This is a genomic window from Kutzneria kofuensis (genome assembly GCF_014203355.1).
GTDB lineage: Bacteria > Actinomycetota > Actinomycetes > Mycobacteriales > Pseudonocardiaceae > Kutzneria > Kutzneria kofuensis.
This window is the reverse complement of sequence record NZ_JACHIR010000002.1, coordinates 376,115-392,397: the sequence shown is the minus strand read 5'-3', so window position 1 is coordinate 392,397 and position 16,283 is coordinate 376,115. Positions and strand designations below refer to the sequence as shown.

General features: G+C 70.2%; 16 protein-coding genes. 4 read left to right on the top strand and 12 right to left on the bottom strand.

The annotated features are described in order from the left end of the window. Positions 1 to 50: 50 nt before the first annotated feature. Positions 51 to 824, bottom strand: a complete 774-nt coding sequence (locus BJ998_RS40875; protein ID WP_184869494.1) for an ABC transporter permease — start codon at positions 822 to 824, stop codon at positions 51 to 53. After that, complete coding sequence (locus tag BJ998_RS40870; protein WP_184869493.1) at positions 821 to 1,756, bottom strand: ATP-binding cassette domain-containing protein; 936 nt, start codon at positions 1,754 to 1,756, stop codon at positions 821 to 823. The genes BJ998_RS40875 and BJ998_RS40870 overlap by 4 nt, the downstream gene beginning before the upstream one ends. A gap of 151 nt (positions 1,757 to 1,907) precedes the next feature. Between BJ998_RS40870 and BJ998_RS40865 the strand changes: the two genes are divergently transcribed. After that, positions 1,908 to 2,891, top strand: coding sequence for a clavaminate synthase family protein (locus tag BJ998_RS40865; protein WP_184869492.1), 984 nt, complete (start codon positions 1,908 to 1,910; stop codon positions 2,889 to 2,891). On the opposite strand, the gene BJ998_RS40860 is transcribed toward BJ998_RS40865, so the two are convergent. The 6 genes from BJ998_RS40860 to BJ998_RS40835 are packed head-to-tail and all read right to left on the bottom strand — an operon-like array spanning position 2,876 to position 9,912. Next, positions 2,876 to 3,919, bottom strand: a complete 1,044-nt coding sequence (locus BJ998_RS40860) for a hypothetical protein (protein WP_184869491.1) — start codon at positions 3,917 to 3,919, stop codon at positions 2,876 to 2,878. The genes BJ998_RS40865 and BJ998_RS40860 overlap by 16 nt on opposite strands. A 9-nt stretch (positions 3,920 to 3,928) precedes the next feature. After that, the gene (gene sbnA / locus BJ998_RS40855) at positions 3,929 to 4,876 is read right to left on the bottom strand and encodes a 2,3-diaminopropionate biosynthesis protein SbnA (RefSeq protein WP_184869490.1); all 948 of its coding nucleotides are present in this window, start codon (positions 4,874 to 4,876) and stop codon (positions 3,929 to 3,931) included. Positions 4,877 to 4,892: 16 nt separating this feature from the next. Further along, a complete protein-coding gene (gene sbnB, locus BJ998_RS40850; protein ID WP_184869489.1) occupies positions 4,893 to 5,930 on the bottom strand; it encodes a 2,3-diaminopropionate biosynthesis protein SbnB in 1,038 nt (345 codons plus the stop codon). Beyond that, on the bottom strand, positions 5,927 to 6,907 hold the full coding sequence (locus tag BJ998_RS40845) for a TauD/TfdA family dioxygenase (RefSeq protein ID WP_184869488.1): 981 nt from the start codon (positions 6,905 to 6,907) through the stop codon (positions 5,927 to 5,929). Before BJ998_RS40845 ends, sbnB begins: the two co-directional genes overlap by 4 nt. Positions 6,908 to 6,918: 11 nt before the next feature. Then, positions 6,919 to 8,970, bottom strand: coding sequence for an amino acid adenylation domain-containing protein (locus BJ998_RS40840; RefSeq protein WP_184869487.1), 2,052 nt, complete (start codon positions 8,968 to 8,970; stop codon positions 6,919 to 6,921). A 54-nt stretch (positions 8,971 to 9,024) separates the two neighbouring features. Then, entirely contained in the window at positions 9,025 to 9,912 is an 888-nt protein-coding gene (locus tag BJ998_RS40835) for a LysR family transcriptional regulator (RefSeq protein WP_184869486.1), read from the bottom strand. Between the two features lie 73 nt (positions 9,913 to 9,985). Between BJ998_RS40835 and BJ998_RS40830 the strand changes: the two genes are divergently transcribed. Both BJ998_RS40830 and BJ998_RS40825 read left to right on the top strand, forming a co-directional pair. After that, positions 9,986 to 10,684 (top strand): aspartate/glutamate racemase family protein, encoded by a 699-nt coding sequence (locus BJ998_RS40830; RefSeq protein WP_184869485.1) that lies wholly within the window; start codon positions 9,986 to 9,988, stop codon positions 10,682 to 10,684. Positions 10,685 to 11,090: 406 nt separating this feature from the next. Then, a complete protein-coding gene (locus BJ998_RS40825; protein WP_184869484.1) occupies positions 11,091 to 12,914 on the top strand; it encodes an MFS transporter in 1,824 nt (607 codons plus the stop codon). 21 nt (positions 12,915 to 12,935) lie between these two features. On the opposite strand, the gene BJ998_RS40820 is transcribed toward BJ998_RS40825, so the two are convergent. Then, entirely contained in the window at positions 12,936 to 13,859 is a 924-nt protein-coding gene (locus BJ998_RS40820; RefSeq protein ID WP_184869483.1) for an SMP-30/gluconolactonase/LRE family protein, read from the bottom strand. 88 nt (positions 13,860 to 13,947) lie between these two features. On the opposite strand from BJ998_RS40820, the gene BJ998_RS40815 reads away from it, so the two are divergent. After that, a complete protein-coding gene (locus BJ998_RS40815) occupies positions 13,948 to 14,859 on the top strand; it encodes a LysR family transcriptional regulator (RefSeq protein WP_184869482.1) in 912 nt (303 codons plus the stop codon). 27 nt (positions 14,860 to 14,886) lie between these two features. Here the strand turns inward: BJ998_RS40815 and BJ998_RS40810 are convergent, their stop codons facing one another. From BJ998_RS40810 to BJ998_RS40800, 3 genes are read right to left on the bottom strand one after another with little or no spacing between them, the layout of a single operon-like run. Then, positions 14,887 to 15,330: a nuclear transport factor 2 family protein gene (locus BJ998_RS40810; protein WP_184869481.1), complete on the bottom strand. Its 444-nt coding sequence runs from the start codon at positions 15,328 to 15,330 to the stop codon at positions 14,887 to 14,889. Beyond that, complete coding sequence (locus BJ998_RS40805; protein ID WP_184869480.1) at positions 15,327 to 15,755, bottom strand: hypothetical protein; 429 nt, start codon at positions 15,753 to 15,755, stop codon at positions 15,327 to 15,329. Before BJ998_RS40805 ends, BJ998_RS40810 begins: the two co-directional genes overlap by 4 nt. Beyond that, positions 15,752 to 16,240 (bottom strand): pyridoxamine 5'-phosphate oxidase family protein, encoded by a 489-nt coding sequence (locus tag BJ998_RS40800; RefSeq protein WP_184869479.1) that lies wholly within the window; start codon positions 16,238 to 16,240, stop codon positions 15,752 to 15,754. The genes BJ998_RS40805 and BJ998_RS40800 overlap by 4 nt, the downstream gene beginning before the upstream one ends. Between the last annotated feature and the right edge of the window lie 43 nt (positions 16,241 to 16,283).

The window sequence follows — 16,283 nt, the reverse complement described above, 5'->3', positions numbered from 1 at the left end:
GGGTTTCGATGTGCCGCACAGTGCTGATTTTTGGGGGAACTCGCGGGGGTTCAGGTGCGGTTGCGGTAGCGCCACACGGCCAGCGGCGCGAACACCGCCATCAGGCCGACGCTCCAGGCCACCGCGCCGAGCGCGGAACCGGCCACCGAGCCCGATTCGACGCCGCCGACCAGCAGCCCACGGCACGCGTCGGTGACCAGCGTCGTCGGGTTGACCGCGACGAACGCCTGCAGCCAGCCGGGCATCGTGTCCGGCGGCGCGAAGATGGAGCTGCCGAACTGCAGCGGGATCATCCACAGGAAGCCGACCGTGGACACCACCTGCGCGTTCTTCACGCTCAGCCCCACGAAAGCCGACACCCAGCACAGCGCCGTGCCGTAGAGCAGCAGCAGCGCGAACGCGCCGAGCACGGCCACCGGATCGGTGTGCACGCGGAATCCGACGACGAACGCGAACGCCAGCATCACCAGTTGGCCCAGCAACAGCCGGCAGACGTCCGAGCCGATCCGGCCGGCCAGCACCGCGGAGCGGGCGATCGGCAGCGACCGGAACCGGTCCATCACGCCCTGGCCGAAGTCGGTGTTCAGGCCGATGCCGGTGACCGTGGAGGCGAACGAGGCGGTCTGCACCATGATCCCGGGCAGCAGGTACTCCCGGTAGTCGAGGTGGTCGCCGCCGATCGCGCCGCCGAGCACGTACAGGAACACCAGCGTGAACACGATCGGCATCACCGTCGCGTCCAGCAGCTGCTCCGGGTCGTTGCGGATGTGCACGAGGTTGCGCCGGCAGATCGCCAGCGAGTGCCGCAGGGTGGACGCCGTCATGCCGACCTCTTCGTGAACGTCAGGAAGACCTCGTCCAGGCTGGGCAGCCTGGTCTCGATCTCGGCGATGGTCAGGCCGAGCCCGCCGAGCACCTGGATCGCGGCGGTGAGCCACTGCTCGTCGGCCATCGGCAGGGACAGCCGGCCGTCCTGCTCCTCCGTGACCGCCGCGCCCAGACCGGCGTCGGCCAGCGCCTTCGCCGCGTTCGTGACGTCCTCGACGCGCTCCATGCGCACGTGCAGCACCCGGCCGCCGACGCGGGCCCGCAGCTGGTCGGGGGTGCCGCCGGTGACGACCCGACCGTGGTCGATGACCACCACCCGATCGGCCAGCGCCTCGGCCTCCTCCATGTACTGCGTGGTCAGCAGCACCGTGGAGCCACCGGCCACAAAGGATCGGACCTCGTCCCACAACTCGTTGCGGCTGCGGGGATCCAGGCCGGTGGTGGGCTCGTCCAGGAACAGCACCTTGGGGTTGCCGACGAGGCTCGCGGCCAGGTCCAGCCGCCGGCGCATGCCGCCGGAGTAGCCGCGGGCCGGCCGGGACGCGGCCGCGGTGAGGGCGAAGCGTTCCAGCAGCTCGTCCGCGCGGGCCCTGGCCGCCTTGCCGGACAGGTCCAGCAGCCGGCCGATCAGGTACAGGTTCTCCCGGCCGGAGATGTTCTCGTCCACGGACGCGTACTGCCCGGTCAGGCCGATCAGCCTGCGCACCTCGGTCGCCTGCGACACCACGTCGTAGCCGCCGACGAAGGCACGGCCGCCGTCGGGCCGCACCAGCGTCGCCAGCGTGCGGACCGTGGTCGTCTTGCCGGCGCCGTTGGGGCCGAGCAGGCCCAACACGGTGCCGGCCTCGACCTCCAGGTCGACGCCGTCCAGCGCCCGGGTGTCGCCGAAGCGCTTCTGGAGGCCCTCGACACGGATGGCAGCTGTCATGGTCCCAGACGCTAGGGGTCGCCCTTATCGGTCAGATATCGACGCGGCGATGTCCGTCCACAAGGGACCACGTGACGAAATGCCGGCGATAACGGAACAAAGCCGGTGCTGCCTACCGTCGCGGGCGTATCCGAGTGGAGGTAGGACAGCTATGACGGTGGTCACCGAAACCACGGCGGGTTCCGCGCCGGTCACGTTGGCCACGGCCGACGCCGAGGCCGTCGAGGAGCTGGCCCGCGCCCTGAGCGCGGTGGACAACGATCTAGTGGACACGCCGGAATGGGTGGACGAGGCGCGGCGGGCCTGGGACGAGACGCCGGTCGGCCTGCGCCGGCCGCTGCGCCGGTTCCGCCGTGACTCCGGGCCGCAGGGCGCGATGCTGCTGCGCAACCTGCCGGTGAACGAGGACGGCCTGCCCGCCACACCGACCGTGAACGGCTCCGTGCAGCGGACCGTGGCGGTGCCGGCGGCGGTGCTGATGATGATCGCGACCGGGCTCGGCGACCCGGCCGCGTTCCTGCCGGAGAAGACCGGGGCCCTGGTGCAGGACGTGGTTCCGGTGCCGGGCAAGGAGGAGTTCCAGGGCAACGCCGGCTCGGTGCTGCTGGAGTGGCACACCGAGAACGCGTTCCACCCCAACCGTCCCGACTACGTGATGCTGCTGTGCCTGCGCCAGGACCACGAGGGCGTCGCCGGGCTGCGGACGTCCTGCGCCCGCACGGTGCTGCCGATGCTGACCGACCAGGCGCGGGAGGCGTTGTTCAGCCGCGAGTTCGTCACGCAGGCGCCGCCGTCGTTCGGGCTGGGCAGTGACGGGGCCGTCGAGCACGCGGTGCTGTTCGGCGCCGAGGAGGACCCGAACCTGCAGGTCGACCTGGCCGCCACCACGCCGCGGACGCCCCGGGCGAAGGCCGCGCTGGAGGAGCTGCGGGACCGGTTCAACGACGCGTCGCAGACGATCCGGCTGCGCCCCGGCGACCTGGCCATCGTGGACAACCGCGTGACCGTTCACGGCCGCACCGGCTTCACCCCGCGCTACGACGGCAAGGACCGCTGGCTGCAGCGCACGTTCGTGATGAACGACCTGCGCCGCTCCCGGTACCAGCGGCCCGGCGACGGCTACGTGCTGGTCTGAGGACCCTCCGGGGATTCCGGCCGCTTGGCGATCAGGGGTCGGCGTGAGCGTCGCTCGTGCAGCGCGATCACGGCGAGGGCGAACAGGCCGACCCCGACGCCGGTCAACCCGGCGAACTCCTGCTCGACCAGGTCGAAAACCTCGGTGAACAACACCGTGACCAGTGCGGCGTAACGACTCCAGCGCAGCACGGCGGTGCGGTCCTCGGACCACTGCAGGATCAGTGCCACGATCGCCAGCACGCCCGCGACGGCCGCGCTGACCAGCTGGCCGAAGCCGGCGATGAGCTCCGCGCCGTGCGGGTTGTCCAGCAGCACCAGCAGCGAGCCGATGATGCCGACGGCCGCCTGCCCGATCAGCAGGATGTTGGTCAGCCACACCAGAACCCAGCTCTGCGGCAGCAACCCCGCCAGCCGGTGCCGCAACGTCTGGAAGATGTGCGGATTCGCCCGGCCAGGCGGGCACAGGGCGACCACAGTGGACAGCGCGGACGTCATGTTCGAGTCCGCGCCGCCCTTGGCCGCCCGCATCAGCAGCCGGTTGGCCACCGAGCGCCGTGACTTCGTCAGCCCGGCCACCACGCCCTCGGCCGCGATCGCGGCGGCGTTGGCCAGCTGCTCGGCCGGACCTCTCGGCCGTCGATCGTGCACGAGCCGGCCGGCCAGCACGATCACCACGAAGACCACGTACATGATCGCGACGGCCGGCCGGTAGAAGTAGTTGTTGTCGGCGGTGACGAACTTGCCCACCTCGTCGATGAACAGCCCGAAGCCGACGCCGCCGAGCACCGCCGCCAGCGGTTTGGTGATCGGCCCGAGGTAGGACAGCACCAGCAGCTGCGCGACGAGCAGCAGCAGCCCGCCCCACAGCATGTGCGCGATGTGCAGGCCACCGCTGCCGATCTTCGGGTAACCGGTGGCGCCGAGAAACGATCGGGTGATCAGGATGGTCGCGACCGCGCAGACCACGAACGCTTCCAGGTGCTGCCACGCGTTGCGGTCACGCACCAGCGCCGGTCCAACAGCCATTGGCCGAACTTACACCAGCAGCGGGCTGCCGTAGTTCTGCTCGACCCATTCGGGCTGGTACACCGAGTCCAGATACCGTTCGCCCAGGTCGGGGGCGATGGCGACGGCGGTCGTCGCGTCGTTGCCGGCCAGCCACCGCTGGGCGCCGCTGACGACCGTCCCGGTGGAACCGCCGAACACGAAGCCGGCGGCGGCCAGCCGGTGGCACATCTTCACCGTGTCCTCCTCGCGCACGTGCACGATGTCGTCCACAAAGGACTCGTCGAGCAGCTGCGGGCGGACGCTGGTGCCCAGGCCGGGGATCAGCCGCGGCGACGCCGGCGCACCGAACGTGACCGAGCCGACCGCGTCGACCGCCACGATCCGCACCGACGGCCGGTTCTCCCGGAAGTAGCGCGCGCAGCCCATCAGCGTGCCGGTCGTGCCGGCCCCGACGAACAGCACGTCCAGCTCGGGGAATGCCTTGGCGATCTCCGGCGCGGTGGTGCCGTGGTGGGCCAGCCAGTTGCCGCTGTTGGCGTACTGGTTCAGCCACACGTACCGGTCGTCGAGCAGGCACATCCGCTGCACGTAACCGATGCGGGCGCCGAGGAAGCCGCCGTCCGGGTCCGGCTCGGTGATCATGTGCACCCGCGCCCCGAACGACTCGATCAGCCGCCGGGACGCGGTGTTGCAGCGCGAGTCGGTGACGCACAGGAAGCCGTAGCCGCGGCTGGCGGCGATCATCGCCAGGGCGATGCCGAGATTGCCCGACGACGACTCGATCAGCACCGAGCCCGGGGTGAGCCGGCCGTCCCGCTCGGCCGCGTCCACCATCGCCACGGCCGCCTTGAGCTTCACCGAGCCGGCGAAGTTGAAGCCCTCGCACTTGAGATGGAGCGGAAGTCCCACCGCCCGGCGCAGGTCCACGTAGAGGTCGTCGACATGGAACTCGTCCGGGCCGGAGATCACCTGCATGGCCAACCCGCCTTCGTCAGGACCTGCCGTATCGGGAGAGTTCGTGGAAGAAGTCCGGCACCACCGACAGCTCGTTGGCCGCGGCCAGCTCGTCGTGCACGTGCTTGCCGACGGCCAGGTCCAGCACGCCGAGCCCGAACGGCGAGAACACCAGCGGCTTGTCCCGCGGCAGCTCGACGTTCCCGCTCAGCACGTCGAACAGCGTGCCGTCCAGGAAACTCCGGTCGCCGGTCAGCTGCTCGGCCAGGTGCGGCGAGGTGTCCGCCTTCAGGCAGTGGTCCACGTCGTCGACGATGTTGGTGGAGGCCAGGATCACCTCGGGGGAGAGGTCACGCAGCGACACATGCAGCACCAACGGGTTGTGTGCGAACCAGTCCACATCGGACACGTGCGGCCTGCCGGCGACCGTCGCGAACACCACGACGTCGCTGCTGCGGATCAGGTCCTCGGCGCTGTCACGGATGGTGATCGTCGCGCCGGTTCCGCTGCGCTCCAGGTAGCCCTTGAAGCCCTCGGCGTGCTCGGTCGACAGGTCGTGCACGCCGATCTCGTCGAACTCCCACCCCGTTCCGGCCAGGTAGGTGTGGATGTAGCGGGCGATCAGGCCGACGCCGAAGAAACCGATCCGGCGGGGACGGTTTCGGCCGCGGGTCAACACGTCCGCGGCCAGCGCGGCGGACGCGGCCGTGCGGGCGGCGCTGATGATGGACGCCTCCATGCAGGCCAGCGGATAGCCGGTGTCGCGGTCGTTGAGGATCAGCACCGCCGAGGCGCGGGGCACGCCGCGCCGCACGTTCTCCGGGAAGCTGGAGATCCACTTCAGGCCGTCCACCGCGACGTCGCCGCCGATCGAGGCGGGCAGCGCGATGATCCGCGAGGTCGGCCGGTCCGGGAAGCGCAGGAAGTACGACGGCGGGTTGACGGTGTCGCCGCCGCCGTGCACCCGGTAGGCCGCCTCCACGATCTCGACGACACGCTTCTCGTTGCCGTCGAGCACTCGGTGCACCTGGCTGCCGGGGATCACGGCGAACGGCGGCACCTGCGGGTCGGTCATGAACGGCTCCATCTGATGTCGGTGCGCCGGACGGGATCCCCCATCGCGACGACGATCTCGCGGTCACCCTCGTAGGGCTGCCGGCTGTGTGCGGTGCGGAGGTTGTCCACCAGCATCAGGTCGCCGCGCTGCCACGGCGTGCTGGCGGTGTGCCGCTGGTAGACCTCGTTGATCACGTCCACCACCTCGGCCGGGATCGGCTCGCCGTCGCCGTAGCGGGTGGTGAACGGCAGTCCGTCCGGGCCGAGCACCATCGCCAGGTACTCGCGCACGTCCGGATCCATGGTCAGCTCGTTGAGGAACGCGATCTGGTTGAACCACAGCCGCTGCCCGGTCACCGGGTGGTGCGCGACGGCGGTGCGGACCTGCCGGGTGCGCAGGCCGGCCTCGGTCCACTCGAACTCGGTGTCGTTGGCCCGGCAGTAGGCCTCCACCTCGGCCGGGTCGTCGGTGCCGAACGCCTGCTGCCATGGCACGCCGATGGTCTCGCCGTAGTTGCGGATCAGCAGCCAGCCGTCGCGCTCGAACCGGGACACGATGTCCGGCGGCAGGTCGGCCAGCACGGCCGCGGCGTCGGCGACGGCGGTCTCACCGCCGGTTGTCGGGGCCTGCAGGCAGGCGAACACCATCGTGCCGGGCAGCTCCTGGGCGTAGCTCAGCTCGTGGTGCATGCACATCGGCTGGTTTGCCGGCCACGCCGACGAGGAGTAGACGGCCGGCGCGTAGCTGGTGCGCGGCGCGAACGACTCGCGCTCGGTGATCAACTCACCGGTGATCAGCTTGGCCAGGCGGCCGGCCTGAGCCGCGTCGGCGACGTCGAGGCCACGCACCACCACCGAGCCGTGGCCGAGCACGGCGGCCCGCAGCGTGTCCAGGTTGCCGGCGACCCAGCCCTCGGCGTCGCTGTTCGCGTACGCCCGCAGGACCGGCGGTCTGCCTTCGAGCAGCGGCGCGAACGCCTCCACCAGGGACGACATCGAAACTCCTTTCAGCCGGCCTGTTCGACGAGCGCGGCGAGCTTGCTCAGGGTCGGGGCGGCCGTGATGTCGGTCAGCGAGACCGCGGGCTTCAGCTTGATCGCCAACCGGACCGCGCTCAGCGAGGTGCCGCCCAGCTCGAAGAAGTCCGCGTCGGCGCCGATCTTGTCGACCGGCACGCCGAGCACCTCGGCCCACACGGCGGCGAGCCGGCGCTCCGCGTCCGTGGCGGGAGCCACGTAACCCTGGCGCGACAGGTCGTCGGCGGCGGCCTTGAGCGCCTTCTTGTCGATCTTGCCGTTGTCGGTGAGGGGCAGCTTGTCCAGCCGGTGCGCCGCGCTGGGCACCATGTACTCGGCGAGCGACTCGGCGGCGTGCGCGAGCAGCTGCTCGCCGGTCAGGTCGCCAGCGGCGGAGAAGAACGCCACCAGCTGCGGGCCGTCGGCGACGACCACCGCCGCGTCCTTCACGCCGGGCGCGCCGAGCAGCCGGTTCTCCACCTCGCCGATCTCGATGCGGAAACCCCGGATCTTCACCTGGGCGTCGCGGCGGCCGAGGAACTCCAGCCGTCCGTCCGGCAGCCAGCGGCCGAAGTCGCCGGAACGGTACATCCGCTGGCCGGGGCGCAGCGGGTCGTCCATGAAGGCGGCCGCGGTGCGTTCCGGGTCGTTGATGTAGCCGCGGCCCACGCAGATGCCGGAGAACGCGATCTCGCCGACGGAACCCAGCGGCGCCGGGCGGAGGCGCTCGTCGAGCACGTAGACCGTGACGTTGGCGACGGGCTTGCCCAGCGGCACCGACTCGGTCGCCGGCACCTCGGTCATGACCTCGTGGTTGGTGTCGTCTGAGGTCTCGGTGAGGCCGTAGGCGTTCACCAATGTCCCGTTTGGACGGTGCGCGAACCAGCGCTGCACCAGTTCCTTCTTGATGGCCTCGCCCGTGACGGAGACGCAGCGCAGCGCCGGCAGCTCGCGCGGGCGGACCTCCAGCTCGGAGAGCACGACCTCCAAATAGGAGGGGACCAGCTGCAGTACCTCGACTTCGGCTTTTTCCACCGTGTCCAGGAACCGGTTGATGTCGAGGATGTCCTGCTGCGGCACGATGACCGTGCGGCCACCGACCAGCAGCGCCGACACCAGCTGCCACAGCGAGATGTCGAAACACTGCGGCGCGGTCTGCGCCACCGCCGCGCCCTCGTCGATGCCCAGATCGTCGATCTTGGCGTAAAGATGGTTGATCATGCCGCCGTGCTCGCACATGGCGCCCTTGGGCTGGCCCGTGGAGCCGGAGGTGAAGTAGATGTACGCCAACTGGTCTTGCTCGACCGCGACGTTCGGATTGGTCGTCGGGCCGCCGGTGATGGCCTTGAGCACCGGCTCGGTCAGTCGCACGGCCGCGTTGCTGCGGGTGAGCATCGCCTCGATGCGCTCGGCCGGGAAGTTCGGCTCGATCGGCAGGTACACCGCACCCGCCTTGAACACGCCGAGCACCGCGGCCATCCAGTCCAGGTTGCGCTCGGAGATGACCGCGACGACGTCCTCGGCCTGGATCTCCTTGCCGAGGAGGAAATGCGCGATGCGGTTGGCGCGGGCGTTCAGCTCGCGGTACGTCCAGCGCTCGCCCCGGCATTCCGCCGCGATCGCGTCCGGGTGCCGCTCGACTCGTTCCTCGAACAGCTCGTGCATGCGGCGGTTCGGCAATTCCCGCTGCCGGCCGGCCATTCCGTGCACCTGGAGGTGCAGTTCCTCGTCGCCCAGCAGGGTTTCCGCGTCGTGGTCGGCATCCGGGTCGGCGATCAGCAGGCTCAGCGCCTTGGCGTGATATCCCGCGACACGCTCGTCATCGAAGACCGGTGTGTGCGGTTCGACCCGGGATGCCGCCGTCGCCTCGACGAGGTCGCGCCACGTCCCGTCGCGGACGACGACCCGGCCCCCGTGACCCAACTGGACCGCGCCCTCGCCGGTGAGCACGCTCAGCACCTTCGCGTGCGCCGCGAGCAGCAGGATTTCCTCGGTCACGCCGAGCTTTCCCGCCGCCTCCGCGAGCCCGTGGGCGCTGTCCATACGACCCCCTCGAACGGTTCGGTTGCTCCCGAGCCGCCACGCTATCCAGGGGCCTTATTGGCGCATTATTGCGTGAGCTACCGAGAGTGCGTCGAGCAGTTGTCGCGCCGCCGGCGGCGTGTGCCGCTCGGGCGGCAGCCACACCGCGATTTCCCTGTGCAACGGCGGGTCCAACGGCATCGTGACGATGTCGTCACGGCGATGAGCGGAGAGGGTGAGGCCCGGCAGGATCGCGATGCCTTGCCCGGCCGCGACCATCGCCTGCATCAACACGTAGTCGTCGGTGACCTGGTGGTGCAGCACGGGCCGGAACGATTCCCGTGCGCAGTGGCGGACGAACCGCTCCTGGCACAGTGGACATCCGGCGATGACCGTGGCCGTGCGGAGATCGCTGATCGCCAAGGTTTCCTTCGCCGCCAGCGGGTGCGCGGCCGGCAGCGCGGCGAGGAGGGGATCGCGGCCGAGGACCGTGACTCCGTCGCCGTGCGGCGGCTCGTCATGGAACGTCACCGCCACGTCGACCTCGCCGTCCTGCAGCGCGGCCAGCGCCTCCGGCGGTTCCGCTTGCCGGATGTCGACTCGCAGGCCGTCCGGGAGTGAGTTGACGGCGTCGACCACCAGGGTGGCACACGCCGTCGGGAACGCCGCGACCCGAAGCCGTGGGGCGTGACCCTGCGCCAGGTCGGGCAGGCAATCGCGGGCCGCGGTGAGGGATGCGGCGATCTCCGCCGCGTACCGTCCGAGGACGACGCCGGCCGGGGTGAGCCGGACGCCGCGACCGTGCCGCTCGACGAGTTCGCAGCCGGCGGCGCGTTCGAGCCGCTTGACGTGCTGGCTGATCGCCGGGTGCGTCCAGCCGAGTTCCCGGGCCGCGGCGGACATGGAGCCGGTGCGGTCGATGAGGTGGAGCACGACCAGGCTCCGGGGATCGAGGTCCAGCATGTAACCGATACTGCCAGGTGGTGTCACGAACTCGCTCTTCTTGTTACGGGTCCTGTCCCCGACCCTGGAAATCATGGAACTGATCGGGATCATCGGGGGCCTGAGCTGGGAGTCGACCGCGGAGTACCTGCGGCTGCTGAACGAGGGCGTGCGGGCCCGGCTCGGCGGCCTGCACTCCGCGCGGCTCCGGGTCGCGACTGTGGACTTCGCGCCCGTCGAGCAGATGATGGCCGACGGCGACTGGTCCGGCGTCGCGTCCGTGCTGGTCGAAGAGGCCCGCTCGCTGGAGGCCGCCGGCGCTGCCTTCGCGCTCCTGGCGACGAACACCCTGCACAAGGTCTACGACGAGGTCGCCGCCGCCGTCTCCATCCCCGTGCTGCACCTCTGCGACGTGACCGCCTCGGCCGCTCTCGCCGCTGGCGTTGGTCGGGTGGGGCTGCTCGGGACGCGGTACACGATGGAGCAGTCCTTCTATCGTGACCGGCTCGCTTCCCACGGCGTTCAGGCGGTCGTTCCCAGCGAGGCCGACCGGCAGGCGGTGCAGCGGATCATCTTCGACGAGCTGTGTGTCGGTCGGGTCGACGGTGCATCCCACGACCAGTTGCTCGACGTATGTCGGTCCCTGCTGGACTCCGGCGCGGAAGGCATCGTGCTCGGCTGCACGGAGCTCGAACTCAGCATCGGACCTGGGGATCTCGACGTCCCGGTGTTCGCGACCACCGCGCTGCACTGCCAGGCCGCCCTCGACCGGGCCCTCGGCGTCGCCGATTGACGCCCTCGTCTTCGCGAGCCCGGCGCTGGCCGAACTGGTCGGTGGCCTTTCCGTGAACAGCGACGTCTTCCGAACGATGTGGACTACCCATGACGTGAAAAGGAAAAACCACGATGTGATGCGACCGGCGTGCCACTTGTCGGAGAATAAACCTCCCTCACGGGTTATTCACTCTTCCGGGTGATCGGGAGCAATTCTTGCCCACCTTTCGCTGCGAGCCCGGTTGGCCTTCGCAGAGGCATCGTGCCTGGTGGCAGGCTGGCTGGTGGCTGCGACCAGGCACCAGACGGCCGTTGCGTGCGGCCGAGTGACATGGCGCCGACTGACGTAAGTCCATTGAGTCATTCCTGGCGGGCATGACAATTGGCATTGGAAAGTCGGCGCAGGCCGGGCGATTATGGATCGCGTGACTGGTGACAAGACGGGCGGTACGAGGGTATTCGCGGGACTGACGGTCGCGGTCGCGTGCGTGGGAATGTTCGTGACGGTGCTGGACGCCAACGTCGTGACCGTCGCGCTGCCGTCGATCGGCGCGCAACTGGGCGGCGGTGTCGAGGGCCTGCAGTGGATCGTCGACGGCTACGCGCTGATGTTCGCCGCGTTGCTGCTGTCGGCCGGCGCCATCTCGGACCGCATCGGTCCGAGCCGGTGCTTCGGCATCGGACTGGGGCTGTTCACCCTGGCCTCCGCGGCCTGCGGGTTGGCCCCGGCGATGCCAGCGCTGGTCGCCGCCCGGTTCGTGCAGGGCGCCGCGGCCGCGCTGTTGCTGCCGGCCTCGCTGTCGTTGGTGCGGCACGCCTACGACGACCCGGCCGCGCGGGCTCGGGGCGTCGCGATCTGGACTGCCGGCGGTGGTATCGCCATGGCGGCCGCGCCGCTGGCCGGTGGCCTGCTGACCTCGGCGCTGGGCTGGCCCGCGATCTTCTTCATCAACGTCCCCGCCGGCATCTTCGGCCTCGTGGGCCTGATGCGCGCGCCGCGCCCGGAGCCCCACAAGACCGCGCTGGACGTTCCGGGCCAGGTGTTGTGCGTGCTGGCCATGGCCGCGGTCGTGTTCTCGGTGATCCGGGCCGGCAGCTCGGGCATCGACCTGCTCGGCGTCATCGCGCTGGTGGTCTTCCTGGTCGCCGCGGCCGCGTTCATCGTTGTGGAGAAGCGGTCGAAGCACCCCGCGGTGCCGTTGGAGCTCTTCCGTGCCCCGGTCACCATCGTGACCACCCTGACCGGGTTCGCGCTGTGCTTCGCCTTCTACGGCACGGTTTTCGTGATGACGCTGTACTTCCAGCAGTTGCGCGGGGAGTCGGCGCTGGTGACCGGCCTGATCTTCGTGCCGATGACGGCGCTGACCGCGGTGATCAACGTCGCCGCCGGGCGCATGGTCGGCCGCTACGGCCCGCGCCCGCCCATGGTGATCGGGCTGCTCATCCTGGCCGTCGGCATGGTCGGCCTGCTGTTCGTGACGACCGCGACAGCAACCTGGATCGTCGTGCTGCTGCTGGTCCCGGTGGGCGTCGGTGGTGCGCTGGCCACCCCGGCGATGACCTCCGCGCTGATCGACTCGGTGGAGTCGCACCGCTCCGGCCTGGCCTCGGGCATCCTCAACGCCGCCCGGCAGCTCGGCGGTGCGGTCGGCGTCGCCGCGTGCGGCGCCTTCGTCGCGGGCCTGGCCTTCGCGGCGGGCATGACCATGTCCCTGATCGTCGGTGGCGTGGTCCTGGTTGTCGCGGCCGTGGCGACCGCGCTGCTGCTGCCGGGCGGCGCCAAGCGGTCCCGGCGGGACACCGACTCCGACGACAAGGAAGAGATGATGGACAACGACCCGGAGCGGATCGTGCGCACGTTCGTCGAGGCGGTCGGCCGCGGCGATCTCGACGTCGCGCTGGCCCTGCTGGCCGACGACGTGGTGCTGGAGATGGTGTACGCGCTGCCCGAGCGCCGCACCCGTTGGGAGGGCAGGGAAGAGGTGTCGAACCTGTACACGTCGGTGGCGGCGTCGATCACCTCGATCGAGCACCGCGACATCGAGGTGCAGGCCTTCGCCCGACCCGGACGCGTGCTCGCCGAGTACGTGGGCCGAGTGACGACGCCGGACGGCGCGCACGAGAACCACTACGTGATGATCATCGACGTGCGGGACGGGAAGCTGATCCGCCTGCGCGAGTTCTACGACACGTTCGCCCAGGCCCGGTCCCTGGGCCTGGTGCCCGGCGACGCCGTCGGCAGCCGCTGACCGGCGCCGCCGGGGCCGGGCTCACCCCGCCTCGAACGCCGGCGGCAGACCGGGCACCGGCCACGTGGCCCGGTACAGCCGCCCGTGGCCCGAGCCCGTGATGTAGGCCGTCGTCAGCTCGGGGCCGCCGAAGGTGATGTTGGTGAAGAACGGATCCAGGCCGAGCCCGACCTGGCCGACCAGGCGGCCGTCCGGGGCGATGGTGCTGACGCTGCCGTGGAACAGCGTGCCGACGTTGACGTTGCCGTGGGAGTCGACGGCCAGCGAGTCCAGACCCGTGTAGCCGCCGAACCCGTGCAGGAGCGTGCCCCCGCCCGGCGTGAACGGCTGAGAGCCCCCGGTCAACCGGCCGGGGGCCTCGACGTCCCAGTACCAGAGCCGGCCGGTCATGGTTTCGCTGACGTAGAGGCGGGAACCGTCCGGCGACAGGCCGACGCCGTTGGGCGCGGCCAGCGGGTGCACGACCGACGTGATCGACGACCCGTCCTCGGCCGCGTAGTACAGCGTCCCGTGATCGAGGTCCTGTTCCCGGATCTTTCCGCTGTCGGTGAAGTAGAAGCCGCCGTGGCCGTCGAAGATGAGGTCGTTGGGGCCGCGCAGCGGCCCACGATCGCCTTCGACGTACAGGTCCGTCACCTCTCCGTCGAGGGTGACTCGTTGGATGCGGCCGCCGATGTAGTCCGGGTGTTGGTGGCCGCCGAACGCGACGTCGCCCACCATGGTGAAGCTGACGCCGCCGTTGTTGGCCACGTACACGGCGCCGTCCGAACCGATCGCGGCGCCGTTGGGTCCGCCGCCGACGTCGGCGATCGTGCTGATCGTGCCGTCGGGATGCCGGCGGGACAGCGTCCCGGACATCATCTGGCAGAACACGACGCTGCCGTCGCGTAGCACGAGCGGCCCCTCGGGAAACCGCAGACCGTCGCTGACGAGCTCCAATTCCATGATGGCACCTGTCTGTGAGGGTTGGGCCACTCACCGTCGTGATCGCCAGTAGGGTGTCCGGTGAGAGTCCTGGGGGAATGGGGAGGCGGTGGACACGGTGTGGGAGGTGTCCCTGCGCTTGTTGTCGTACTTCACCGTGATCGCCGAGGAGCTGCACATCACGCGTGCGGCCGAGCGGTTGCACATCGCGCAGCCCGCGTTGTCGAAGGCGGTCCGGCGTCTGGAACGGGAAATGGGATTTCCGCTGCTGGTGCGGCACCGCAGCGGCGTCGCGCTCACGCCGGCGGGCCAGGAGTTGCTCGTGACGGCCCGCCGACTGGTCGGCGAATTCGAGCAGGGAGTGGTGCGCGCGCAGCGGGCCCACCGCGGCGAGCACCGGGTTCTGCGGGTGGGCTACCACTCCAGCATCGGTCCGGAGCTGATGAACCTGGTCGTCGACGGGTTCGGCGCGGTTCGCCCCGGCTGGCACCTGGAGTTCCGGCTCGCCGACTGGACCGACCCGACGGCCTGCGTGCTCAGCGGCGCCTGCGACCTCGCGCTGCTGTTCGTTCCGGTCGCGGGGCAGGAGCTGCTCGACGTCGAGCCCCTGCGCCGCGACCGGCGATGGGTCGCGCTGTCCGAGAACCACCGGCTGGCCGACCGGACCGAGGTGTCGTTGGCGGACCTGCGGGACGAGGCGTTCGTCGCGCTGCCCGCGTCGACGGGGCCGCTGCGGGACTTCTGGCTGGCCACCGGCGAGTTCGGTGAGCGGCCGGCCATCGCGGTCGAGGTGACCAACGCCGAGGACATGTTCGAGGCCGTCTCGGCTGGGCAGGGCATCGCCCTGCTCACCGAGACCAGCACCACGGTCTATCGCCGGCCGGGCATCGTGTACCACCCGGTCGTCGACGCGTCGCCCGGTGAGCTGGTCATCGCCTGGCCGCGCGGCAGCGCCGACCCGGTGCTGCGGGACTTCGTCGCGGTGGCGTTGTCGGCGGCGCGGACCGCGGACCCGTCCTGAGCGCGACGACGTCCCGCACCACCGCCGCTACTCGTGGCGCGCGGGCGCGCCCAGCACAGCCATACTGCCGGAGCTCCACGTCGGCGTCATGATCACCGCCCGCACTCGCCACGTCCCGTCCCGCCGGGCCAGCTCGAACCGGAAGCGGCCGGCGTTCATCAGCACCGGATCGCCGAGGATGCCGGTCCGGATGTGGTAGACGCGGTACTGGGTGGTGCACACGGCGGTGTCCCCCTCTACGTCCACCAGGTGGTCGGTGATCTGGTGCTGGGTGCTGTCCACGCCGTCGAAGACCTTCACGAAGGAGTCGACGAGGGCCGCGGCCGGTTGCTTCTCGCTCGCGCCCTCGGCGCCCCACTCGACCTCGTCGTCGAAGACGCCGGTGAGCCGGTCCCAGTCGCGGATGTCCATGTACCAGCCGAAACGCGTGCACGCCTCGATGACGGCGGTGCGATCATCCACAGTGGTCACGATGCCTCCTTGGCCTTGAGGGCGATGCGCTTGAGCTCGTCCCAAGGGATTTCCGGCCGCTCGGTGATGCCGCGGCTGACCAGGTAGGCCTCGGTGCGCTCGCCGATCTTGCTCATGTCGCCGTAGCCGCTGGCGAACACGCGGTCCGGGCGCACGGCCCACTCTCCGTCGTCCTGAACCAACTTCCCCTTGACCGCGAGGACGTGGTGGTCGTCGAGCAGGGCGTCGTGGTGGTGCCAGAGCAACCACGCGGGCCCGTCCACCGCGGGCGTGCCCTCGGGCAGCGGGAAGCGGAAGACCCCGGCCTCACGGTCCTGCCGGGCTCGCACGCGCAGGCTGAACGGGAAGCCGTCGGTGTCGATGAAGGACAGCACGCCGGGGGCGTACACGTGGGCGTGCTCGTCGAATTCGGACCAGATGCTCATGCCACACGCTCCAGGTTCTGTGTTCCGGCGCCGTCACGGCGGAAGGCCCACACCCGCTCGGGTGTCACGGTCACGCGGATGCGCCACACCAGCCCGGGATGCAGCTGCTGCTGTTGTTCGGTGTCGAGGGCGTACTCGTCGGCGAAACTGGGGCGGCGGCGGAAGATGAAGTCCCAGAAGTCCTCCAGCCCCTCGATGGTGAGCAACTCGTCGGGCACGGTCGCGCGGCCCTGCACGAGCACCTGCGGCGGGTTCACCAGCCCGCTGCCGGTGAAGTCGGAGAACAGCAGGCCGATCCGGTTGTCCCGGTGCAGGTTGTGCAGCTTGCGCGGCAGGGCGACCCCGGTGACGAGGACGAACTCCGAGTCCTCGGGCTTCCACATGGCCACCATGGGCCAGGTGACCGGGCCGGTCCGGGACAGGGTGGTCATCTCACAGGACAGGGTGCGCTCGAATACGTCGGTGACTTCCTCGGGCAGTTCCATGGTCTGCGTTACCTTCTTCGAATTCGAGGGTTGGTCGGTTTAC